This window comes from Chelatococcus caeni (genome assembly GCF_014196925.1).
Classification (GTDB): Bacteria; Pseudomonadota; Alphaproteobacteria; order Rhizobiales; family Beijerinckiaceae; genus Chelatococcus_A; species Chelatococcus_A caeni.
In genome coordinates this window covers 730263-752128 of sequence record NZ_JACIEN010000002.1, presented here as the reverse complement: position 1 = coordinate 752128, position 21866 = coordinate 730263, and the positions used below count along the sequence as shown (strand labels likewise).

The window sequence follows — 21866 nt, the reverse complement described above, 5'->3', positions numbered from 1 at the left end:
TGAGATGTCCAGGGACTATGACGTCGCCGTCGTCGGCGGCGGACTGCTCGGCTCGGCCATCGCCTGGGGGCTCGGGCGCCTCGGCCAGCGCGTCTGCGTGCTCGACGAGGGCGACATGGTCAAGCGCGCCTCGCGCGCCAACTTCGCCCTCGTGTGGGTGCAGAGCAAGGGCCTCGGCATGTCCGCCTATACCCGCTGGACCGTCGCGGCCTCCAACAGCTGGCCGCGGCTGGCGGAGGAGATCCGCGAGCAGACGGGGCTCGACGTCTGCTTCCAGCGCAACGGCGGCTTCCACCTCGCCCTGAGCGAGGAGGAGCTGGCCCAGCGCGCCGACACGGTGAAGCGCATGAGCGAGCAGCCGGGAGGCGCAGCCTACCACTTCGAGATCCTCGGCCACGCCGAGGTGGCGAAGATGCTGCCCCACATCGGCCCCGAGGTCGTCGGCGGCAGCTTCTGCCCGCTCGACGGCCATGTGAATTCGCTGCGCACCTTTCGCGCGCTCCACACAGGCCTCGCCCGTCTCGGGGTGGACTACCGCCCCGACCATGCCGTGACGGCGATCTCCTATACCGGCGGCGGCTTTCGCCTGACGACGGCGGGAGGCGAGATCGCCTCCGGAAAGGTCGTGCTCGCCGCCGGAAACGCCAACGAGACCCTCGCCCCCATGGTCGGGCTCACGGCGCCGATGGGGCCGACGCGCGGCCAGGTCATCGTCACCGAGCGGACGGCCCCCTTCCTCCCCCATCCGCTGACGACCATCCGCCAGACCGACGAGGGCACGGTCATGATCGGCGACAGCAAGGAGGACGCGCTCGATGACAGCGAGGCCCGGCTGCCGATCACCTCGGTCATGGCCGACCGGGCCCGGCGCACGTTCCCGCTGCTCGGGCGGCTCAACGTGGTGCGCAGCTGGGCGGGCATCCGCGTCATGCCGAAGGACGGCTTTCCCATCTACGACCAGTCGCAGACCTGCCCCGGCGCCTTCGTCGCCTGCTGCCACTCGGGCGTGACGCTGGCCGCGATCCACGCCTACGAGCTCGCCCCCATGATCGCCGCCGGTCGGCTCGACCCGGACAGGACCGGCGCCTTCAGCGCCCGGCGCTTTGCCGAGGCGGCGAAGGACGGGACGGACATGCCCGCAGGGCCGCATGGCGCGTGGGCTCAGGAGAAGCGGAATGTTCAAGCGCATTGAGGAGGACCGCCGCCGGGCGGTCGAGATCTTCGTCGAGGGGCAGAGCGTCACCGCCCGCGAAGGCGACACCGTGGCCGCGGCGCTGCTCGCCTCCGGCCTCGACGTGCGCCGGTCCACCGCCGTGAGCGGGGCGCCGCGCCTGCCCTACTGCATGATGGGCGTCTGCTTCGACTGCCTCGTGACCATCGACGGCATGGGCAACCGCCAGGGCTGCCTCGTGCCGGTGCGCGAGGGCATGAGGATCGAGATCCAGAAGGGCAAGAGAGAGATCGGACGATGACCAGCATCCCCCAGCGCGACGCCTATGACGTCGTCGTCATCGGCGCAGGTCCCGCCGGCCTCGCCGCCGCGGCGCTCACGGCCGGCGCCGGCCTCGCCACGCTCCTCGTCGACGAGAACATGGGCCCGGGCGGGCAGGTCTGGCGCGCCATCACGACGACGCCGGTCAAGGAGAAGCGCCTTCTCGGCGACGACTACTGGGCGGGGCAGCGCCTCGTCGACGATGTGCGGGCGAGCGGCGCCGAAATCCTCCAGCGGGCGACTGTCTGGAGCCTCGACCGGACCCTCGAGGTCGGCCTGTCCATCGACGGCGGCGCCCGCCTCGTGCGGGCGAAGCGCATCATCCTCGCCACCGGCGCGCTGGAGCGGCCGTTCCCGATCCCCGGCTGGACCTTGCCGGGCGTGATGACGGCGGGTGCCGCGCAGACGATGCTCAAGTCTTCCGGCCTGCTGCCGCAGGGCCGGGTCGTCGTCGCCGGTCAGGGGCCGCTCCTGTGGCTGCTGTCCGCCCAGATCCTGCGCATGGGCGGCATGATCGACCTCGTGCTCGACACGGCCGACCGCCGCAACCGCCTGCGCGCCCTGCCGCACCTGCCACCGTTCCTGACCTCGCCCTATTTCTTCAAGGGGCTCGCCATGATGCGCGAGGTCCGCGCCCGCACGCAGGTCGTCGGCGGTGTCACCAGCCTCGCCGCGAGGGGCAGCGGCCGCGTCGAGGCCCTCGCCTACGAGGCAGGCGGTCGCCGCTCCGAGATACCGGTCGACGTGCTCCTGCTGCATCAGGGCGTCGTGCCCAACGTCAATCTCGCCATGGCGGCGGGCGTCCGGCACCGGTGGGACGACGTCCAATTGTGCTGGGTCCCGGAGCTCGACGAGCGGGGCGAAAGCTCCGTCGCCGGCATCCACGTCGCCGGCGATGGCGCCGGCATCGGCGGGGCCAGCGTCGCGGTGCACCGCGGGCGCATCGCCGCGCGGGCGGTGATCGAGGCGCTGAAACCGGAGGCGGGCCTGGCCCTGGCCGACCATGCCACGCTGGCGTCCGAGCTCGCCAGGGCCGAGCGCGGACGCGCCTTCCTCGACGTGCTGTTCCAGCCGGCGCGCCAGTTCCGCATCCCCGCCGACGAGACCGTCGTCTGCCGCTGTGAGGAAGTGACGGCGCGGGACATCCGCGAATCCGTCGCCCTGGGCGCCACGGGCCCCAACCAGCTGAAGGCCTATCGCCGCACGGGCATGGGACCGTGCCAGGGCCGCCTGTGCGGGCTGACGGTGACGGAACTGATGGCCGAAGCGCGCGGCAGGACGCCGGCGGAGATCGGCTATTACCGGCTGCGCGCGCCGGTAAAGCCCATCACGCTCGCCGAGCTCGCCTCGCTGCCCAAGGGCGAGGACGCGACGAAGGCCGTGGTCAGGGGATGACGCGCGCCGACGCCATCATCATCGGCGGCGGGATCCACGGCTGCTCTACGGCCGTGCACCTCTGCCTCAAGGGGCTGCGCCCCGTTCTCGTCGAGAAGGACTATGCCGGCCGCCACGCTTCCGGTGTCAACGCCGGCGGCGTGCGCCAGCTCGCCCGCCACACGGCCGAGATTCCGCTCTCCATCCGCTCCATGGGCCTCTGGGAGCGGATCGCGGACATCGTCGACGACGATTGCGAGTTCGAGAGCCACGGCCAGGTGCTGGTCGCCGAAACCGGGGAGGAGCTCGCGGCCTGCCGCGCCCGCGTGGCCGAGCTCGAAGCCCTCGGCTTCAGCCACGAGGAACTGATCGACGCGGCCGAGCTGCGCCGCCTCGTGCCGGCCGTCTCCGACAGCTGCCCCGGCGGCATCGTCTCGCGCCGCGACGGCGCCGCCAGCCCGGCGCGCACGACGACCGCCTTCCGGCGCAAGGCCGGGCATCTCGGCGCCATCGTGCGCGAGGGCATGGGCGCGACCGGTATCCGCAGGCAGGACGGGCTCTGGCGGGTCGATGTGGGGTCGGAGCGCTTCGAGGCGCCCATCCTCGTCAATGCCGCCGGCGCCTGGGGCGGGGACATCGCCGCCGGCCTCGGCGAACCCGTGCCGGTCGAGACCGTGGCGCCGATGCTGATGATCACCTCGCGCGTGCCGCCCTTCATCGCGCCCGTCGTGATCCTGCGCGGGCGCAAGCTCTCCTTCAAGCAGTTCGGCAACGGCACGGTGCTGATCGGCGGTGGTCATCTCGCGACGCCCTGTCGCGATACCGGCGAGACGATCCTCGACTGGCGCAAGCTGCAGGAGAGCGCCCGGACGGTCTTCGAGCTCTTTCCCGTCATGCGCGGCGCGACCATCGTGCGCGCCTGGGCGGGCATCGAGGCGAGGACGGGCGACGACCTTCCCGTCCTCGGCCCGAGCGCCGTGCACGAGGGCCTCTATCACCAGTTCGGCTTCTCGCTGCACGGCTTTCAGCTCGGCCCCGGCGCCGGCGCCGTCATGGCGGAGCTGATCGTCGACGGCAGCACCGCAACGCCCATTGACGGCCTCGGCATCGGCCGCTTCGCACGCCCTTCCCCTCCCCCTGCTCCAAGAGGACAGCCATGAGCATCAAGCGCAACATCCGCACGCCCATCATGCACCGCGCGGTCGAGGCAAACGGCTTCGTCCATGTCGGCGGCATCATCGCCGACGATACCGGCCTCTCGATGGGCGAGCAGACCCGCAACATCCTCGCCAAGCTCGCCGGCTACCTGAGGGAGGTCGGCTGCGACCTCGGCAAGGTCGTCTCCGCCACCATCTTCGTGACCGACCTGTCGCGCAAGAAGGAGATGGATGCGGTCTGGACGGAGGTCTTCGGCGATACCCTGCCAGCCCGCGCCACCGTCGGCGTCGCCGACCTCGGCGGCGGAGCGCTCATCGAGGTGGTCGCCATCGCCGCGAAAACCTGACCGCTGCCCTCGCGTTGCGGTGCGGCTCGGATCCGCACCGCCGCGAGCTGGATGAGGAATGGGCGGGACAGGTTCAGGACACCAGCCGCCCGGGTCGTGAGGCGGTATTTTGAGGCACGATGACGGCGGCCCGTCCATATCCTCCGGAATCCTCGACCGGAAGCTTCACCGCGCCGGCCGGCAGCTGGGAAATCCCGTGTCGAGACTTCATTGCCTCCGGTGAGTTGATCCGGCTACTGCAAGGTCGCATCGCGGGCGGATCCGCAGCGCGGCCGAGCGCCGGTCGTGCTCCCTTCCAACTTTGCTGGATGTGACGCCTGCCGGAAGCGCCTGGCCCCTGCCCGGCGCACTCGGTGCTATGCTCGGATTCGCCTCACCGCTGTTCGAGAAGCACGCCCTCGATGCCACCGAGCTCCGACCAGAGACTGATCTCGACCTCACTGCCGTCGGACACGCAGCTTCGCGTCATATTCGCCGTCGTGGTCATGCTCGTCGTCGCTCTCGCTGTGACGGCTCCCTATGCGGGGCGTCCGACGCAGGGCACCGAGATCTTCCTCCCCGCCTATGCGGCTGCCGTCTTCGTCATCGAGATGACGACCGCGGCCCTTCTGTTCGCCACCTTCCGCGTGCAGCGCTCGGTCCCGCTTCTCGTCCTGGCCTCGGGCTACCTGCTGTCCGCCGTCCTCGCCGTGCCCTGGGCGCTCAGCTTCCCGGGTGTGTTCTCGGTGCTCGCATGGGATCAGAACCTGCAGGCGACGGCCTGGATCGCGGCGATCCGGCGCATCGGCTTCGCGGTCGCGGTGGTCGGCTTTGCCCTGTCAGATCCGCGCCGGACGGTCAGGTCGCCGGGCCGCTGGGTGCTGGCCTGTGTCGGCGGGCTCCTCGCGGGCGCGGCCGCGGTCCTCTGGTTCGTGGTGACGGCGACGCAGAGCCTTCCCGCCTTCATGGCCGACGCCCGGAGCACGGCTCCCGCCTGGGCCTATGTGCCGCCGCTCGCGCTCCTGCTCTATGCCGTCGGCATCGCCGTGCTGCTGACGCGGCGCCGTTCGACGCTCGACATCTGGATGTCTGTCGCCCTCCTGTCGCTCTTCGTGGAAATCCTGCTGATCTCCTACATGGGCGCCGCGGTGCGGCTCAGCATCGGCTGGTGGTCGGGGCGCTTCTTCGGCCTGGTGGCGGCGGGCACCATCCTGCTCGTGCTGCTCGCGGAGACGACCGGAAGCTACGCCCGCCTGGCCCAGGCGGCGGTCAACGAGCGCCGGGCGCGGCGCGACCGGATGACCGCGATGGAAGCCCTGTCGGCTTCGATCGCGCATGAGATCAACCAGCCTCTTGCCAGCATGGTGACCAACGCCAACGCCGGCCTGCGCTGGCTGTCCCGCGCCGAACCGCAGATCGGCGAGGCGGAGGCCGCATTGAAGCGCATCGTCGACGACGGCCACAGGGCCGACAAGATCGTGTCCGGCATCCGCACCATGTTCCTGAAGGGCGCGCAGGAGCGGGTCGCCGTCGATCTCAAGTGCGTCATCAACGAGGCGCTCGGCCGGAGCGCCTCCGAGCGGGCGCTCGCGGCAGTCGAGGTCGAGACCGTCTATCCGCCTGAGATCAAGATGGTGATCTGCAATCCGATCCAGCTGCTGCAGGTCGTCTCGAACCTGATCGACAACGCGGTCGACGCCATGAAGGCGGGCGGCGGCCGGGTGCGCCGGCTGACCATCAGCATCGAGGACGGCGAGCCGGGGGAGGTCGAGGCCTCCTTCGCCGATACCGGTCCCGGTGTCAGCCCGGACATCGCCGACCGCATCTTTCTCCCCTTCGTCTCGACGAAGCCCGACGGCATGGGCATGGGCCTCATGTTCTGCCGGTCGGTGATCGAGGCCCACGGCGGCCGGCTCTGGATCGCCGCCAACGCGCCGACCGGCGCGGTCTTCCGTTTTTCCCTGCCCGCGTCCACTGTGGTGGAGGCCAGCAACCAGGTGGGCGTGCATCCATGAGCGACGATCCCGTCGTCTATGTCATCGACGATGACCCTGCTATTCGCGTCTCGCTGGAGAGCCTGCTGGCCTCGGTCGGCTACGCGGTCCGGACCTTCGGATCCGCGGAGGATTTCCTCGCCGCCGAACAGGCCGATGCCCCCGCCTGTCTCGTGCTCGACGTGCGCCTCAAAGGCAGGAGCGGGCTCGAGTTCCAGCGCGAACTGGCGCGCCGCGGCCAGAGCCCGCCCATCGTCTTCGTCACCGGCCACGGCGACGTGCCGATGTCGGTCGCCGCGATGAAGGCGGGAGCCGTCGAGTTCCTGACGAAGCCCTTCCGGGACCAGGACCTCCTCGACGCGGTCCACGAGGGCATCGAGCGCCACCGGCGCGAGCGCGATGAGGCGAGCGCCATGGGGCAGATCCAGGGGCGCTACGAGACGCTCTCGCCGCGGGAACGGCAGGTGGCGGCCCTCGTCGCCTCGGGACTGATGAACAAGCAGGTGGCCGACCGGCTCGGCCTCAGCGAGGTCACCGTGAAGGTCCACCGGGCGCAGATCATGCACAAGCTGCAGGCGCGGACCCTGGCCGACCTGATCCGCATCACCGACCGGCTGGGGATCGCGCTGGGCCAGGACTGACAGCCCCAGCCTTTCCCGGCGGACGCAGGAGCGCCGCTGCCCCCAGCACTATACCGGGGGATAGGCGGCACTATCCGCCTGCACAATTGCGCCGATCGACCATCCGACCCTACCTTGCCGTCACTCGACGCGTTCCCGGCGGGAGCGCCTGAATTTCAACCCGAGGTCCGGATCCGCGAGCCTGTCGCACAGGAAGGATCACGCACGTCCGCGACCCGCACGAGCGATGGGAAAGGGACCAGAGAGATGGCACAGGCAAGCGCTGCGCCGGGGCGGAGCCTCCTCGATCCGACGAACCACATGCTGATCATGATCGACTTCCAGTCGCAGATGGCCTTCGCGACGAAATCGATCGATGCCGTGCTCCTGCGCAACAACGCGGCGCTCGTGGCCCATGCGGCCGCCGGCTTCAAGGTGCCCACGATCCTGACCACGGTGGCCGAGAAGAGCTTCTCGGGACCGATGTTCGCCGAGATCACGAAGGCTTTCCCGGATCAGCCGATGCTCGATCGCACCTCCATGAACACCTGGGAGGACGAGCCGGTCATCGCGCGCGTCAACGAGATCGGCAGGCAGCGCATCGTGCTCGCGGGGCTGTGGACGAGCGTGTGCATCGTCGGACCGGCGCTGTCGGCGCTCGACCAGGGCTTCGAGGTCGTTGTCGTCACGGACGCCTGCGGCGACGTCTCGGAGGAGGCGCACGAGCGCGCCGTCGCGCGCATGGTGCAGGCCGGCGCCGTGCCCATGACCGCCCTGCAATACCTCCTCGAGCTGCAGCGCGACTGGGCGCGGGCCGGGACCTACGATCTCACCACCGGCATCGCCAAGGAGTTCGGCGGCGCCTACGGGCTCGGCATCATCTACGCCAAGACGATGTTCGGCGCCTCGGAAGGCCATTGAGCTCCACCACCGCGGCATTCCGCAGCAGCAACGGGAGTGACCTTCATGCCCAGCATCGCGACCAGGGACGGTGTCGAGATCTTCTTCAAGGACTGGGGGCCGAAGGATGCGCAGCCCATCGTCTTCCATCACGGCTGGCCGCTGAGCGCGGATGACTGGGACGCGCAGATGCTGTTCTTCCTCGCCAAGGGCTACCGCGTCGTCGCCCACGACCGGCGCGGCCACGGCCGCTCCACCCAGGTCGCCGACGGGCACGACATGGACCATTACGCGGCTGATATCGCCGCGGTGGTCGAGCATCTCGACCTGCGCGGGGCCGTCCATATCGGCCACTCCACCGGCGGGGGCGAGGCGCTGCACTACACGGTCCGCCATGGCAGGGGCCGCGTCGCCAAGCTGGTGCTGATCGGCGCGGTGCCGCCGATCATGGTGAAGACGGCGGCGAACCCCGGCGGCCTGCCCATCGAGGTGTTCGACGGCTTCCGCGCCGCGCTCGCCGCCAACCGCGCCCAGTTCTTCCTCGATGTCCCGACCGGCCCCTTCTACGGCTACAACCGGCCCGGCGCGGAGGTTTCCGAGGGCGTGATCCGCAACTGGTGGCGCCAGGGCATGATGGGCGGCGCGAAGGCCCACTACGACGGCATCAAGGCCTTCTCGGAGACGGACTTCACCGAGGACCTGAAGGCCGTCGAGGTGCCGACGCTGGTGATGCACGGCGACGACGACCAGATCGTGCCCATCGCCAACTCCGCCCTCCTGTCGGCGGAGCTCGTCAGGAACAGCACGCTCAAGGTCTACGAGAAGCTCCCGCATGGCTTGTGCACGACCCATCCCGACGTGATCAACGCCGATCTGCTCGCCTTCGTGCGGGCGTGACGGTCCGGCGCCGGAGCGGCAGGAGAAGGTCCATGAAGCTCTATCTCGCCTCTCTCGGCGCCGGCATTCTGGTCGGGATCGTCTACAGCCTGATCAACGTGCGCTCGCCGGCACCGCCCGTGGTGGCGCTCCTCGGCCTGCTCGGCATCCTCGTCGGCGAGCAGATCATGCCGGTCGCCAGGCACATCGTTGCCGGCTGCGGCTTCCGCGAGGCGGTCGGCCGCGCCAATTGCGGCAACCACATCCTCGGCGAACTGCCGGCCAATTCCGCCGAGGCCGCGGCTGGCGATGCCGGCCGGGGCCCCGGCGGCTGAGACAGGCGTCGATGACCACCCGTCGCGAGATCGTCGCCGGCATGGCCGCGGCAGCGGCTTCGGGCCTGATCCCAACCTCGGCGAGGGCTGAGACCATGAACGAGACGGCAGATCTCATCCTCCTCAACGGCAAGGTCACCACGCTCGACAGGCAGAACCCGCAGGCGGAGGCGGTGGCGATCCGCGACGGCCGCTTTCTCTTCGCCGGCACGGCGGCCGATGCGATGGCGCACGCGGGGCCCGCAACCCGGACGATCGACCTCGGCGGGCGACGCGTCATCCCCGGGCTGATCGACAGCCACATGCACATCATCCGTGGCGGGCTCAACTACAACATGGAGCTGCGCTGGGACGGCCTGCGCTCGCTGGCGCAGGCGATGGAGATGCTGCGCCGTCAGGTCGCGGTGACCCCGCCGCCGCAATGGGTGCGCGTCGTCGGCGGCTTCACCGAGCATCAGTTCACCGAGAAGCGCCTGCCGACGCTCGACGAGATCAATGCCGTCGCGCCCGATACGCCGGTCTTCATCCTCCATCTCTACGATCGCGCACTGCTCAACGCGGCCGCGCTCAGGGTCGTCGGCTATGACAAGGACACGCCGAACCCGCCGGGCGGCGAGATCGTGCGGGACGCGGCAGGTAACCCGACGGGGCTCCTCCTCGCCAACCCCAATGCCACCATCCTCTACGCGACCCTCGCCAAGGGGCCGAAGCTGCCGCCGGACTACCAGAAGAACTCCACGCGCCACTTCATGCGCGAGATCAACCGCCTGGGCGTGACCGGCGTCATCGACGCGGGCGGCGGCTTCCAGAACTATCCCGACGACTACGCCATCATCGAGGAGCTTCACCGCGAGGGCCTGCTCACGGTGCGCATCGCCTACAACCTCTTCACCCAGCGGCCGAAGGAGGAACTGGCCGACTTCACGGCCTGGGCGAAGCAGGTCTCCCCCGGGGCGGGCGACGATCTCTACAGGAGCAACGGCGCCGGCGAGATGCTCGTCTACAGCGCCGCCGATTTCGAGGATTTCCGTGTCGCGCGGCCGGAGATGCCGCCGAACATGGAAGGTGACCTCGAGCCGGTGGTGCGGCTGCTGGCCGAGAACCGCTGGCCATGGCGGCTGCACGCCACCTATGACGAGACGATCTCGCGCGCCCTCGACGTGTTCGAGAAGGTGAACCGCGACATCCCGCTCGCCGGGCTCAACTGGTTCTTCGACCACGCCGAGACGGTCAGCGACCGCAACATCGAGCGCATCGCCGCCCTCGGCGGGGGCATCGCCGTGCAGCATCGCATGGCCTTCCAGGGGGAATATTTCGCCGAGCGCTACGGTCACCGTGCCGCCGAGCGCACGCCGCCCGTCGCCCGCATGCTGGCCGCGGGCGTACCGGTGGGCGCCGGCACCGACGCGACGCGGGTGGCCTCCTACAATCCGTGGGTGTCGCTGGCCTGGCTCGTCACGGGCCGTACCCTCGGCGGCCTTGCGCTCTACCCGGCGGCCAACCGGCACGACCGCGAGACGGCGCTGCGCCTGTGGACGCACGAGAACACCTGGTTCTCCACCGAGACGGGCAAGAAGGGAATGATCAAGGCCGGCCAGCTCGCCGATCTCGCCGTGCTGTCCGACGACTATTTCGCCGTCCCGGAGGATGCGATTGAAGACATCACCGCGGTGCTGACCCTGCTCGGCGGCAAGCCGGTGCACGGCAGCGATGCCTTCGCGCCGCTCGCACCGGACCTGCCGCCGCCGATGCCCGACTGGTCGCCGGTGCGTACCTTCGGCGGCTATCAGCAGCGACGGGCGGGGCTCGGGACGCAATACGCCCTCGCGGCGGGCTGCGGCTGCGCCACGGCCTGCGGCGTCCACGGGCACGCCCATGCGGCGGCCTGGGGATCGACACTCCCCGTCTCGGATACCCGCAGCTTCTGGGGCGCCCTCGGCTGCGCCTGCTGGGCAGTGTGAGATGGACAAATCGTCTCCGGAGGGGCAGGTGAGCGCGCCCGCCACGGCTGTACCGGCGGGTGGCGGTTTCGCGCCGCTGCGCCACACGGCCTTCGCCGTTCTGTGGGCGGCGACGGTGCTCGGAAACACCGGCACCTTCATGCGCGACGTGGCGAGCGGCTGGCTCGTCACCGACCTGTCGGCGTCCCCGGCCGCCGTTGCCGCCATCCAAGCCGCCGGCACCCTGCCGGTCTTCCTGCTCGCCGTTCCCGCGGGCGTGCTCTCCGACATTCTCGACCGGCGCCGGTTCCTCATTGCCGTGCAGCTTCTCCTCGGGCTGGTCAGCCTGACGCTGCTCGTGCTCGCCGCGACCGGAGCGATGACCGTGTCGGCCCTCGTCGCGCTCACCTTCGTCGGCGGCATCGGCGCCGCCCTGATGGCCCCGACGTGGCAGTCGATCGTGCCCGAGCTCGTGCCGCGGGCGGAGCTCAAGAGCGCGGTGGCGCTCAATTCGCTGGGCGTCAACATCGCCCGCGCCATCGGCCCGGCGGCGGGCGGCCTGCTGCTCGCCGCCTTCGGGGCGGCCTTTACCTATGGCGTCGATCTCGCCAGCTACGTCATCGTCATCGCGGCGCTCCTGTGGTGGAAGCGCCCCGCGAACGAGGACGACGGCCTCTCCGAACGCTTCGGCGGCGCCCTGCGGGCCGGCCTGCGCTACATCCGCTTCAGCCGCGAGCTTCACGTCGTGCTGCTGCGCGCCCTGTTCTTCTTCGCCTTCGCCAGCGCCATCTGGGCCCTCCTGCCGCTCATCGCGCGGGATCTCCTGGGAGGGGGAGCGGCCTTCTACGGGGCGCTCCTCGGCTCGGTCGGCGGCGGGGCCATCCTCGGTGCGGTGCTGATGCCGTGGGTCCGTTCGCGCCTCGGCGTCGACGGACTGATGCTCGCCGCCGCCGTCGTGATCGCGGCAGCGAGCGCCACGCTCGCGCTGTCCCCGCCGCAATGGGCGGCGATCCTCGTCCTCCTCGCCATGGGAGCGGCGTGGATCGCGGCGCTGACGACGCTCAACGCCACCGCGCAGGCAGTGCTGCCCAACTGGGTGCGCGGCCGCGGGCTCGCCGTCTACCTCACCGTCTTCAACGGCGCCATGGCCGGCGGCAGCCTGACCTGGGGCTTCGTCGCCCAGGTCGCGGGCCTCTCCGGAGCGCTCGTCGCGTCGGCGCTCGGGCTCCTCGCGGTCGGCCTCGCCCTGCACCGCCTGCCCCTGCCGGCGGGTGAAGCCGACCTCACGCCGTCGAACCATTGGCCCGAGCCGATCCTCGCCGCGCCGGTTCCGGGCGATCGCGGCCCGGTCCTCATCCTGATCGAATACGAGATCGATCCCGAAGACCGATCCGCCTTTCTCGCTGCGCTCGCCCGGCAGTCACAGGCGCGCCGCCGGGACGGCGCCTTCAACTGGGGCGTCACCGAGGACGCAGCCAATCCCCGCGCGATCGTCGAATGGTTCACGGTTGAATCCTGGGCCGAGCACCTCAGGCAGCATCGCCGGGCGTCCCATGCCGACGCCGACGTCCACGCCGAGATTCGCCGCTTCCACATTGGCGCGGAACCGCCGCGGGTGCGGCACTATCTGTCTCTGTCCTGAGTGTCGAAAGCAGGGGTGTGAAGCCCCTCGATCATTCGCCCTTGACATAGGAAACGATCATTTCCTAATTTGCCTGAATGGAACAGGCATTGAGCAGACAGACCAACGCCCGCCCCGGACGCCCGCGCGCCTTCGATCAAGACAAGGTCTTGAACGACGCCATCACCATGTTCAGCCGCAAGGGCTACAGCGCCAGTTCCGTTGCCGATATTTCCCAGGCGCTCAAGCTGACGATCGGCAGCATCTACAAGGCCTTCGGAGACAAGCGTGGTCTCTTCACCGCAGCGCTTCAGCGCTATGTGGAGCAGCGATACGAGCGGACGTCGGCCGCGCTTCGAGCTGCGCCCAACGGACGGGAGCGGGTACGCGGCTTTCTTCTGGAATATGCCGATCTAAGCCATGGCGAGGCCGGGCGCACCGGCTGCCTTGTCGTTGCCACAGCGGTCGAGTTCGGCGCTTGCGACCCGGAGCTTGCACAAAACGTCGCCCTGCTTCTGGAAGCCCGCGAAAAGAGCCTGCGTCGCTTCATCGAGGAAGGCCAGACCGACGGCTCGATCGGCCGCCAGATCGATGCGCAGACCGCCGCCCGCGCCCTGTTATGCATGGCGCAAGGCATGCGCGTACTCGGCAAGACCGGCCGCACCCGTGCCGAGATGATCGAGGTCGCCGAGCAGGCAATGCGCATCCTCGACTAATTTTTTTGCCAAATTAGGAAATGATCATTTCCTAACCAGGGAGCCTTCCATGAACGTGTTACGCCAGTCGCCCCCGGCAGCTGCGAAGCCCTTGCCGTTTCCGCAGGCCTTTCGTCACGGCACAGCCCGCGTGGGGGATCTGCATCTCCACTATGTGGAGGGCGGAGAAGGCAGACCCATCCTGCTGATCCCGGGGTGGCCGCAAACCTGGTACGCCTGGCGCCACGTGATGCCGCTTCTCGTCGAAGCCGGACGCCGGGTGATCGCGGTCGACCCACGCGGGACAGGAGAATCCGACCGCCCGCTCGACGGCTATGACCTCGCCACCGTGGCGGCGGATATCCATGGCCTGGTCGAGGCGCTCGATCTCTTGTCAAGCGGTCCGATCGATGTCGCAGGACACGATGTCGGGGCCTGGATCGCCTACGCCTATGCGTCGGACTGGCGATCCGACATTCGCCGATTGGCGCTTCTCGACGCGCTCATTCCGGGCCTTTCGGCCGCCCGCGTCGACCTCGGCGTTCGGGAAGGCCATCTGCGCAGTTGGCACTTTCCTTTCAACCAGCTTGACGATTTGCCCGAGCTATTGCTGGCGGGCCGGGAGCACGCGTTCCTGACGTGGCTGTTTCGAGCGAAGTCGGTCCGCCCATGGGCCTTCACGGCTGACGATATCGACGAATATGCGCGCCAGTTGGCGGCCCCGGGCGCGATCCGCGCGGCGACCGCCTATTACAAAGCGGCCTTCTCCGCCGAAGGCATCGCCGCCAATCGGAGCCGCGCGGAGAGACCACTCGAGATTCCCCTTCATGTCCTCGGGGCGGAACGGGGCCTTGGCGAGGCCATGGTCGAGGCTTTGACTCCGCTCGCGCGCGACGTCAGGGGCCGCGCCGTCTCCGACTGCGGCCACTACATGCCCGAGGAATGCCCCGACGAGATTGCGGCAGAGCTTCTCGCGTTCTTCGAGCCGGCGTCCATACGCACGGAGCGCTTCGCATGAACGGGTTCTATCTCATGCTCGCCATGGCCGGCGGCGCGATGATGCCCGTTCAGGCCGCGATGAACGCCCGCCTTGCGCAGGGCGTCGGTGGAACGACCTGGGCCACGGCTCTTTCCGCTCTGGGCGTCGCGGTCGTGCTTTCCGTCGCTGGTTTGATAGCGGGGCACGGTCGATGGGCGGGAGCAACGTGGCAGGCGCCATGGTGGGCTTGGGGCGGAGGTTTCTGCGGCGCCATTGTGCTCTTCGCGGCCGCGGCGGCCACGCCCCGAATCGGAGCCATGACGATGGTCGCCCTGATGGTCGCGGGGCAAGCCCTGGCATCCGCAGCCCTCGACGCGCGCGGATGGTTCGGTCTCACGGCGCAGCCTCCGACAGCTGCGCGGATCGTCGCCGCGCTTTTGATCGTCGCTGGCGCGATCATCCTTGCATTGTCCTCCAGCCCCGCGCGCTCGAACTGACGCCAGCGTGGCGGAGTGATCATCGCCTTGGATCGGCGACCATCAGGCCACACCAACTGTTCGGGGCAGAGCGGCATCCGGCGCGGGTGCACTGCGCCGGCACCGCCATCAACGGCAAGACGCTCGGCATCCCGTTTGGAGGTTGGGCGGCGCATATGCGCCGCCTTCCGCAACCGTAATGGTCGAAGCGCTCCCGCGCGGACGATCGGCCGCCTCAGACCTGCGCCAGGCCTCCATCGACGAATACCTCGCCGCCGGTCATGAAGCTGCTGTCGGAGGACGCCAGAAACGCGGCGACCGCGCCAGTTTCCGCCGGATCGCCCATGCGCCCGAGCGCCGTCGTGGCCCCCAGCGCGTCCATTCCTTCCTCACCCACGACTTCGAGCGCCAGCTCGGTCTTGATCGGCCCCGGCGACAGCACATTGACGCGGATACCCGTGCCACGAAGATCCAGTGCCCAGCTGCGCGCCAGGTTGCGAACCGCCGCCTTCGTGGCGCTGTAGATGCTGAAGGCCGGCGTTCCCATCACGCCCGTGCTTGAACCGGTCAGGATGATCGACGCGCCTTCCTTCATCAGCGGAAGGGCCTTCTGCACCGTGAAGACCAGCCCCTTCACATTGAGGTCGAAGATCTGGTCGTAGTGGTCGGTCGTGATCTCGCCGAGCGGCGCGAAAGACCCTGTCCCCGCGTTGGCGAGCAGGATGTCAAGGCCGCCGCGCTCGGCCTTCACCGTCTCGTACAGCCGGTCGAGATCGGCCATGTCCGTGACCGAGCCCCGCACCGCGCGGGCGTTGGGACCCAGTTGCGCCAGGGCGGCGTCCAGCGCCGCCTACCGCCGCCCGAAGATGTAGACGAACGCGCCTTCGTCGACGAACCGCTTGGCGGCCCCAAGTCCGATGCCGCTTCCGCCCCCTGTCACCACCGCCGTCTTACCCTGCAATCTGCTCATCACGTGCTCCTTGAATGACGTCGCACCAAGCTGGCGGGGCATACACCTATTGACAAGTATGCACCTTTTGGTAAGTACCTAGAAATGTCATTGGATAATCGAGACCCGACCGCCTCGGTGACGGACGCTTCGCCGCCTGATCATGCCCGCTCCCCGGCGCTGGCCGGTTTCACATGCGGCCTCGACGTGACGCTGCGGGTCATCGCCGGCAAGTGGAAGCCACTGATTCTCTACTTCCTCGCCCAGCGTGGGCCGACCCGCTACGGCGAATTGCGGCGCGCCGTGCGCGATGTCAGCGACAAGGTGCTGATCCAGCAGCTCAAGGAGCTGGAGGCCGATGGTCTGGTGAAGAGGACCGATTACAAGGAGGTCCCGCCTCGGGTCGATTATAGCCTGAGCCCCTTGGGCGTCAGCCTGGCCGAAGCCCTCGTACCGCTCTGCACCTGGGGGACGCAGAACCTGGCGGAGGTGAGCCGGATCTTCGCTCGGCGGGCAAAGCGGGAAAGCTGATCAAATCCGCGTGGCCCACAGGCAGGGCGCTCGATGGCGCTGGCCGCGCGAGGTCTTCCCCGCTTCTCTGCGCCAATCCTTGGCTCGGCTGATCGCTTGACACCATTAACCTGCTAGGAGCTGGCATCGCCGCCGCTTCGGCTGCGCCTGCGCGGTGATTGCAGCGCTCGGTGCGACACGTCGGGAGCCAATCAGCGGGGGATGGCCCTCTGCTCGAACAGGCGCCGTCGAGCGCTGTCAAACGCGCGATTCCGAATACCGATGCCTCCCCTTCCGTGCATCGTCCTGGCGGGTGACTTGGCCGACGACTTGGCCGGCGACTTGGCCGTCAGTGGAATGGGACGCGGGAGGCGAACCGCGCCTATACCGTCTCGGCGTACATCCCATGACTCGCTTGAAGGCTGTGCTGAAGGCGCTTTCCGACTCGTAGCCGAGCGACAGCGCGACGGCCGAGACCGGGTCATTGGTGTTCTCAAACCTGTCGCCGGCGAGCATCATGCGCCAGCGCGACACGTAGTCCATAACCGTCTCGCCGACCGTCACCTTGAACTTCAGGGCAAAGCTGGATCGCGACATGCCGGCGCGCTCGGCGAGTGTCTGAAGGGTCCAGCGACACGCTGGATCGGCATGAATGGCGGCAATCGCAGCGCCGAGCTGCTTGTCCGCAAGGGCGAAGAACCATCCGACGCCGGCGGCCGGCCCTTCCTCCAGATGCAGTCGCAGGGCCTGGACCAACATCATGTGGGCAAGATGCTGCGCAATGAGCGAACTGCCCGGACGCCGCTCACGCAACTCCTGCCGCATACGCTCGACCGACCAAAGCCACGCACTCTGCTCAGGCTCTCTGCGGATGTGGACGATGGGCGGAAGCATGCGGAGAAGGCTGGGCGAGTTTCGGCCGCTCACGGCGAAGCGGCTGCCTACCAGGAAAAAGTCGCCGCCGTCATTGACCGTTACAACACCGCCCGGGTTGGCCGGCGGAAAGAACGCGCTGGCATCAACAGGCGTCAAGGCCATGTCGCTGGCGAGCCGGAAGTCCCGGCCGCTCGGCAATACGAAGCAGTCGCCCGCTCGGAGCCTCACGGGCTCAGCGATATCCTCCACGAGCAGCCAGCATTCACCCGATATCACCGCGTAGCACTTCATTCGGTTCTGCTGATGGGAGAACTGGACCGACCAGTCGCCGCCCGCATCGAAACCGGAGGACACATAGCTGCGCGGCTTGAGCAAGGACAGCACGTCTGACAGCGGGTCCATGAATCCTCCTGGACGATCGCGAAGATAATATGGACATCCTAGCATAGATAGAACTCATCCCAGTGATTATAGTTTATGAGACAAACAGACAAGCAGTCCGTCAGAGGAATTAACTTTTTTTGTCAACGGCAACGAAAGCACTAAATAGATATAGACACAACGCCCCGCAATCCCGCAGACCTTCAACTGATCACCGCAGCTCGTCTGCTGTATACTTGCATCGGCGGTAGCTGCAAAGGGAGCCGGCAGCAGGCGGCTCTTTCAACAACACCACAGCAGCTGTCACAGCCCTCAGGTTGGCCGGAACGGAATCGGCCGCCGCCGCGTGCCATCGCTTGGCCGCGCCGCGTGAGGTGGTTGCGGCGGATGACCGCCATCGTCCCCGACGACACCCGGTGCGGCAATCACCGCCTATCTCGAAAATCCCCCGGGAGATGCATTCATGACCGCGTTCACGATCAATGGACGCGCGGTGGACGTCGACACCGCGCCAGACACGCCGCTTCTGTGGGTGATCCGGGAGCATCTGAAGCTCACCGGCACCAAGTTTGGCTGCGGCATCGCACAGTGCGGAGCCTGCACGGTTCATGTCGACGGCGCGCCGACGCGCTCCTGCGTAACCTGGCTTGAGGACGTGGCCGGGCGGCGAGTGACGACGATTGAGGGCCTGTCGCCGGATGCCGGCCATCCGCTTCAGAAGGCCTGGATTGCCGAGCAGGTCCCGCAATGCGGCTATTGCCAGTCCGGGCAGATCATGCAGGCGGCGGCTCTTCTCGAGAGCAACCCCAACCCCACGCGCGAGCAGATCGTCGAGCACATGGACGGCAACATCTGCCGCTGCGGAACCTATGTGCGGATCATCAGCGCGATTCAGCGCGCCGCGCGGGAGGGCTGAGACATGATCAAGATGATCAAGCTTCACAGCCGCACGCTTTCGCGGCGCAGTTTCCTGATCACGGCGGGCGGCTTCGGCGTCGCGGTCGCCTTCGGCGGCCTACCCGGGCAGGCCGTGGGTGCCGCAGTGGCGCCGGCCGCCGAGGGCAATTACCGCCCGAACGCTTGGGTGACCATCGCGGCCGACGGCATCGTCAGCATCATGTCGCCAGCCTCGGAAATGGGCCAGGGCATCATGACCACGCTGCCGCTTCTCATCGCCGAAGAAATGGATGCCGATTGGGACAGGATCCGCATTGTTCAGGCTCCATCCGATGCGGAGAAATATGGAAATCCCGGCTTCTATGGCATTCAGCTCACGGGCGGCAGCGAATCCACGCGCGGCTATTACGACCTGCTGCGGCTGACCGGCGCGCAGACCCGCAAGGTCATTCTGGCGAGCGCGGCCGGCATGCTGAACGTGCCGGTGGGCGAACTCACGACGGAGCCCGGCAGGGTGGTGCATGCACGCTCCGGCCGCTCGTTCGGCTACGGCGAGATCGCCGCCGATGGCGCGCTCCCCGATCCGCTGCCGCAGGCGACCGAGGCCGATCTGAAGCCGGCCGATCGATGGCGCTATATCGGCAGGCGCACGGTCCAGCGTGTCGACGTGCCCTCGAAGGTCGACGGCTCCGCGATCTACGGCATGGACGTGCAGCGCCCCGGCATGCTTTACGGCACGGTCCTGCGGGCGCCAGTCCAGGGCGAGCGGCCTGAAGCCATCGACGACGCCGAAAGCAGGGCCGTACCGGGCGTGGTGCAGATCGTTCCGCTCTCCTACGGCGTCGGAATCATCGGCGAGACGGTCGAGGCGACGCAGCGGGCCAAGGATTTGCTCAAGGTGACTTGGAGCAGGTCGTCGCGGGTCCGCAGCTATACGAGCGGCAGCCTGCTGGAACACTACCGCAGCGTGGGGCGCGACCTCTCGCAGACGGGCGTCGAGGCGCTCTCGGAAGGCGATGCGGAGGGGGCGCTCGCGGGAGCCGTTACGGTCATCACGGCCGACTATATGAGCGATCTCGTCTGTCACGCGACCATGGAACCGATGAACGCGACGGCGCTTGTGAAGGGCGATAGCGTGGAAATCTGGGCGCCGACCCAGGGCCCGACGCATACCCAGAGGTTTGCCGCGGAGGTCGTCGGCACCACCCCCGACAGGGTCAAAGTGAACACGACTCTCCTCGGCGGCGGCTTCGGCCGCAAGGCCGAGGCGGACTTCATCGTCGATGCGGTGTCATTGGCAAGGGAGGTCGAGGGCCGGCCGGTCAAGGTCATCTGGAGCCGTGAGGACGATATCCGGCACGACAAGTTCCGGCCTCTCGAGGCGCAGCACATCCAGGTCGGGCTCGATGCCGACGGCAACATCCTCGGCTGGCGGCATCGCATCGTGGCGGATTCCATTTTCGCCCGGACAATGCCCGACCTGTTCGCGAGCCGGGGTGGGCATGACGACGTCGTGACGGAGGGGGCGCAGTTCAACTACGCCGTCCCGGCCCATCGGATCGAATACATCCGCCAGGACAACGGTCTGGACATCGGCTTCTGGTTCGCGGTCGGGGTCGGCTACACCAGGTTCGGCATCGAATGCGTCATCGACGAAGTTGCGGCGGCCACGGGGGCCGATCCCGTACAGCTCCGGCTGAAGCTCCTCCCCGAACAGCCCCGGGCCCGCAACGTGATCGAAACCGTCGCGGCGATGGCGGAATGGGATCGGAAGCGCGACGGCCGGGCGCTGGGGCTCGCCTATTCCGACGCCTTCGGCTCCCACTGCGCGCAAATCGCCGAAGTGTCGCTCAACAGGGAAACCGGTGCGATCAGGGTGCACAAGGTCTGGTGTGCGGTGGACCCGGGGGTGGCGATCCAGCCGGTACACATTGAAGGCATGATGATCGTCGGCATCGCCAATGGCATCAGCCACGCACTGTTCGAGCAGATCAACATCGTCAATGGCGAGGTGCAGGAAGGCAACTTCGACACCTATCGGGTGATACGCATGTCCGAGGCACCTGACATCGAGGTGGCCATCGTCCCGACATCCGGGAGTCCCGTCGGCGGCATGGGCCAGGTCGGCCTGCCGCCGGTCGGGCCGGCAATCGCCAACGCGGTGGCGCGCCTCACGGGCGGCGTACGGCTCCGGCACTACCCGTTCCTGACCGAGCGGGTGCTGGAGGCATTGGGCGCCTGAAATCCGAGTGCTCTCGGCGCAAGTTGCCCGCGATGCCTTTCTGGAGCCCGCCCATCTGGTCGCGGGCATGCGCTATCGACCCGGAGGCACCGATGCCGAGCGAGCCGCGCGAGCCTTCCGGAGCGCCCAGGCTGAAGCTCGCCTGCTGCCCCACCCCAAAACTCTTCGACGAGGACGACTGGAACGAGCCGTAGCCGGATTGGGCGCTCTCGACGAGGAGGTCGCGGCCGACGGTCAGAGTCAGGTCCCGAAAGAGGACGCTCGCTTAGGATCTCGCCAAAGCTCATTATCGAAATAGACAATTTGAAAGCTGGGCAGCTCCACCTTCAACTGATCCCGTAGCCTCCGCCCTTCTTTGTTGAAGGCGATAGCGGCCGCTTTGGAAGAAAACCCAGATTCTACTGGATTATCGCGATCCAACGTTTCGCTGTAGCTTGCTGCCCATGCTTCGAGGGCCGCTTTCAGCGTCGCTGAAAGTGGCAAAGTCTCAGGATTGACATTTCGGATTTCGTCAAGATCCCAAAGAGGCCAGCAGTCATAGTCGGCCATCAGTTTGATTTTACGTACCTTCGATTTCATCTCTCGCCCCTCACGGCAACGAAGTGGGATTGGCGCCGACAATGAAACCGTTGCTCCCAACAGTGATAGCCATTCGGTGCGTTTGGCCGTTGAACGAATATTCATAGATTGGACCCTCGACGCGGGCATCGAGCATCTCCCGAGCGACGAGTGCCATCTGGTCACTGGCCGAGGCATGGCCTGAGAAGTCCTTGCCGAAACCGCCGGGCACACAGCCGTAGATCAGCCGCGTAAGTCACTGTCGATGCGATATTCTCGTCCCCGGAAATCAGTAACGATAATCTTACCGCCAGACGCAACAGAGGAGACGATCAATTCATCATGATCAAGTAGAGTCTTCGAAAAATCCATATTCGACATATTTCTATATATTACAACGGAGTCACATATAATAAAAACGCCCTCCGAATTAAGGTATATTCTTTGAATATCCTCTCCCTCGAAGAGCCTGGCAAGCGTTCTATTTTTAATAAATATCCAATTCCGGCCAGCGTATACCGAAATATCCCCAGAACGCGAAACGGAGAAGCGAGGCGTATAGGCCGAAATGAACTCACATTCTCCAATTATAAGGCCATCTACATCAACTTTATAAATAGACATCTCGCCGTTCAATTCCGTCTCCAAGAGAGTCAGCGCTAATTGGT

Annotated in this window: 21 protein-coding genes and 1 pseudogene; 18 read left to right on the top strand and 4 right to left on the bottom strand. The window is 67.4% G+C overall.

Annotated features, from left to right (window positions below; translation table 11 throughout):
- The first annotated feature begins 4 nt into the window (after positions 1–4).
- The 15 genes from GGR16_RS12350 (at position 5) to GGR16_RS12280 (ending at position 14806) form a co-directional block, all read left to right on the top strand.
- On the top strand, positions 5–1192 hold the full coding sequence (locus GGR16_RS12350) for an NAD(P)/FAD-dependent oxidoreductase (RefSeq protein WP_183316797.1): 1188 nt from the start codon (positions 5–7) through the stop codon (positions 1190–1192).
- Positions 1176–1472, top strand: coding sequence for a (2Fe-2S)-binding protein (locus tag GGR16_RS12345; protein WP_183316796.1), 297 nt, complete (start codon positions 1176–1178; stop codon positions 1470–1472). The genes GGR16_RS12350 and GGR16_RS12345 overlap by 17 nt, the downstream gene beginning before the upstream one ends.
- Entirely contained in the window at positions 1469–2887 is a 1419-nt protein-coding gene (locus GGR16_RS12340; RefSeq protein WP_183316795.1) for an FAD/NAD(P)-dependent oxidoreductase, read from the top strand. The genes GGR16_RS12345 and GGR16_RS12340 overlap by 4 nt, the downstream gene beginning before the upstream one ends.
- Positions 2884–4026, top strand: a complete 1143-nt coding sequence (locus GGR16_RS12335) for an NAD(P)/FAD-dependent oxidoreductase (RefSeq protein WP_183316794.1) — start codon at positions 2884–2886, stop codon at positions 4024–4026. The genes GGR16_RS12340 and GGR16_RS12335 overlap by 4 nt, the downstream gene beginning before the upstream one ends.
- Entirely contained in the window at positions 4023–4370 is a 348-nt protein-coding gene (locus GGR16_RS12330; protein ID WP_183316793.1) for a RidA family protein, read from the top strand. The genes GGR16_RS12335 and GGR16_RS12330 overlap by 4 nt, the downstream gene beginning before the upstream one ends.
- A 401-nt stretch (positions 4371–4771) precedes the next feature.
- Positions 4772–6364, top strand: a complete 1593-nt coding sequence (locus tag GGR16_RS12325; RefSeq protein ID WP_183316792.1) for an MASE4 domain-containing protein — start codon at positions 4772–4774, stop codon at positions 6362–6364.
- Positions 6361–6984: a response regulator transcription factor gene (locus GGR16_RS12320; RefSeq protein ID WP_183316791.1), complete on the top strand. Its 624-nt coding sequence runs from the start codon at positions 6361–6363 to the stop codon at positions 6982–6984. The genes GGR16_RS12325 and GGR16_RS12320 overlap by 4 nt, the downstream gene beginning before the upstream one ends.
- A 246-nt stretch (positions 6985–7230) precedes the next feature.
- Positions 7231–7884: a hydrolase gene (locus tag GGR16_RS12315; protein WP_183316790.1), complete on the top strand. Its 654-nt coding sequence runs from the start codon at positions 7231–7233 to the stop codon at positions 7882–7884.
- A gap of 45 nt (positions 7885–7929) precedes the next feature.
- Positions 7930–8760, top strand: coding sequence for an alpha/beta fold hydrolase (locus tag GGR16_RS12310; RefSeq protein WP_026015337.1), 831 nt, complete (start codon positions 7930–7932; stop codon positions 8758–8760).
- Between the two features lie 32 nt (positions 8761–8792).
- A complete protein-coding gene (locus GGR16_RS12305) occupies positions 8793–9074 on the top strand; it encodes a DUF1427 family protein (RefSeq protein ID WP_019403354.1) in 282 nt (93 codons plus the stop codon).
- Positions 9075–9085: 11 nt separating this feature from the next.
- Positions 9086–11035: an amidohydrolase gene (locus GGR16_RS12300; protein ID WP_183316789.1), complete on the top strand. Its 1950-nt coding sequence runs from the start codon at positions 9086–9088 to the stop codon at positions 11033–11035.
- A 1-nt stretch (position 11036) separates the two neighbouring features.
- Positions 11037–12656 (top strand): MFS transporter, encoded by a 1620-nt coding sequence (locus GGR16_RS12295; RefSeq protein WP_246373002.1) that lies wholly within the window; start codon positions 11037–11039, stop codon positions 12654–12656.
- 89 nt (positions 12657–12745) lie between these two features.
- On the top strand, positions 12746–13351 hold the full coding sequence (locus GGR16_RS12290) for a TetR/AcrR family transcriptional regulator (protein WP_246373001.1): 606 nt from the start codon (positions 12746–12748) through the stop codon (positions 13349–13351).
- A gap of 49 nt (positions 13352–13400) precedes the next feature.
- Positions 13401–14348, top strand: a complete 948-nt coding sequence (locus tag GGR16_RS12285) for an alpha/beta fold hydrolase (protein WP_019403350.1) — start codon at positions 13401–13403, stop codon at positions 14346–14348.
- Complete coding sequence (locus GGR16_RS12280) at positions 14345–14806, top strand: DMT family transporter (RefSeq protein WP_183316787.1); 462 nt, start codon at positions 14345–14347, stop codon at positions 14804–14806. Before GGR16_RS12285 ends, GGR16_RS12280 begins: the two co-directional genes overlap by 4 nt.
- Positions 14807–15020: 214 nt before the next feature.
- On the opposite strand, the pseudogene GGR16_RS12275 reads toward GGR16_RS12280, so the two are convergent.
- Positions 15021–15755, bottom strand: a pseudogene (locus GGR16_RS12275) (SDR family NAD(P)-dependent oxidoreductase).
- A gap of 117 nt (positions 15756–15872) precedes the next feature.
- Between GGR16_RS12275 and GGR16_RS12270 the strand changes: the two are divergent.
- On the top strand, positions 15873–16265 hold the full coding sequence (locus GGR16_RS12270) for a winged helix-turn-helix transcriptional regulator (protein ID WP_183316786.1): 393 nt from the start codon (positions 15873–15875) through the stop codon (positions 16263–16265).
- A gap of 237 nt (positions 16266–16502) precedes the next feature.
- On the opposite strand, the gene GGR16_RS12265 is transcribed toward GGR16_RS12270, so the two are convergent.
- Complete coding sequence (locus GGR16_RS12265; protein ID WP_183316785.1) at positions 16503–17522, bottom strand: AraC family transcriptional regulator; 1020 nt, start codon at positions 17520–17522, stop codon at positions 16503–16505.
- 442 nt (positions 17523–17964) lie between these two features.
- On the opposite strand from GGR16_RS12265, the gene GGR16_RS12260 reads away from it, so the two are divergent.
- Together GGR16_RS12260 and GGR16_RS12255 are read left to right on the top strand one after the other, a co-directional pair.
- On the top strand, positions 17965–18417 hold the full coding sequence (locus GGR16_RS12260) for a (2Fe-2S)-binding protein (RefSeq protein ID WP_019403345.1): 453 nt from the start codon (positions 17965–17967) through the stop codon (positions 18415–18417).
- Between the two features lie 3 nt (positions 18418–18420).
- Positions 18421–20640, top strand: coding sequence for a xanthine dehydrogenase family protein molybdopterin-binding subunit (locus GGR16_RS12255; protein WP_019403344.1), 2220 nt, complete (start codon positions 18421–18423; stop codon positions 20638–20640).
- 240 nt (positions 20641–20880) lie between these two features.
- Here the strand turns inward: GGR16_RS12255 and GGR16_RS12250 are convergent, their stop codons facing one another.
- Together GGR16_RS12250 and GGR16_RS12245 are read right to left on the bottom strand one after the other, a co-directional pair.
- The gene (locus GGR16_RS12250) at positions 20881–21219 is read right to left on the bottom strand and encodes a hypothetical protein (RefSeq protein WP_156332690.1); all 339 of its coding nucleotides are present in this window, start codon (positions 21217–21219) and stop codon (positions 20881–20883) included.
- A 222-nt stretch (positions 21220–21441) separates the two neighbouring features.
- Positions 21442–21834, bottom strand: a complete 393-nt coding sequence (locus tag GGR16_RS12245; protein WP_156332691.1) for a hypothetical protein — start codon at positions 21832–21834, stop codon at positions 21442–21444.
- Positions 21835–21866 lie beyond the last annotated feature (32 nt).

Excerpts from the sequence above, each read along its gene's own strand:
- GGR16_RS12345 (WP_183316796.1), top strand. The coding sequence starts at position 1,176 with ATGTTCAAGCGCATTGAGGAGGACCGCCGCCGGGCGGTCGAGATCTTC.
- GGR16_RS12310 (WP_026015337.1), top strand. The coding sequence starts at position 7,930 with ATGCCCAGCATCGCGACCAGGGACGGTGTCGAGATCTTCTTCAAGGAC.
- GGR16_RS12265 (WP_183316785.1), bottom strand. The coding sequence starts at position 17,522 with ATGGACCCGCTGTCAGACGTGCTGTCCTTGCTCAAGCCGCGCAGCTAT.
- GGR16_RS12320 (WP_183316791.1), top strand. The coding sequence starts at position 6,361 with ATGAGCGACGATCCCGTCGTCTATGTCATCGACGATGACCCTGCTATT.
- GGR16_RS12350 (WP_183316797.1), top strand. The coding sequence starts at position 5 with ATGTCCAGGGACTATGACGTCGCCGTCGTCGGCGGCGGACTGCTCGGC.
- GGR16_RS12335 (WP_183316794.1), top strand. The coding sequence starts at position 2,884 with ATGACGCGCGCCGACGCCATCATCATCGGCGGCGGGATCCACGGCTGC.
- GGR16_RS12340 (WP_183316795.1), top strand. The coding sequence starts at position 1,469 with ATGACCAGCATCCCCCAGCGCGACGCCTATGACGTCGTCGTCATCGGC.
- GGR16_RS12295 (WP_246373002.1), top strand. The coding sequence starts at position 11,037 with ATGGACAAATCGTCTCCGGAGGGGCAGGTGAGCGCGCCCGCCACGGCT.
- GGR16_RS12255 (WP_019403344.1), top strand. The coding sequence starts at position 18,421 with ATGATCAAGATGATCAAGCTTCACAGCCGCACGCTTTCGCGGCGCAGT.
- GGR16_RS12260 (WP_019403345.1), top strand. The coding sequence starts at position 17,965 with ATGACCGCGTTCACGATCAATGGACGCGCGGTGGACGTCGACACCGCG.
- GGR16_RS12315 (WP_183316790.1), top strand. The coding sequence starts at position 7,231 with ATGGCACAGGCAAGCGCTGCGCCGGGGCGGAGCCTCCTCGATCCGACG.
- GGR16_RS12325 (WP_183316792.1), top strand. The coding sequence starts at position 4,772 with ATGCCACCGAGCTCCGACCAGAGACTGATCTCGACCTCACTGCCGTCG.
- GGR16_RS12280 (WP_183316787.1), top strand. The coding sequence starts at position 14,345 with ATGAACGGGTTCTATCTCATGCTCGCCATGGCCGGCGGCGCGATGATG.
- GGR16_RS12330 (WP_183316793.1), top strand. The coding sequence starts at position 4,023 with ATGAGCATCAAGCGCAACATCCGCACGCCCATCATGCACCGCGCGGTC.
- GGR16_RS12285 (WP_019403350.1), top strand. The coding sequence starts at position 13,401 with ATGAACGTGTTACGCCAGTCGCCCCCGGCAGCTGCGAAGCCCTTGCCG.
- GGR16_RS12300 (WP_183316789.1), top strand. The coding sequence starts at position 9,086 with ATGACCACCCGTCGCGAGATCGTCGCCGGCATGGCCGCGGCAGCGGCT.
- GGR16_RS12250 (WP_156332690.1), bottom strand. The coding sequence starts at position 21,219 with ATGAAATCGAAGGTACGTAAAATCAAACTGATGGCCGACTATGACTGC.
- GGR16_RS12305 (WP_019403354.1), top strand. The coding sequence starts at position 8,793 with ATGAAGCTCTATCTCGCCTCTCTCGGCGCCGGCATTCTGGTCGGGATC.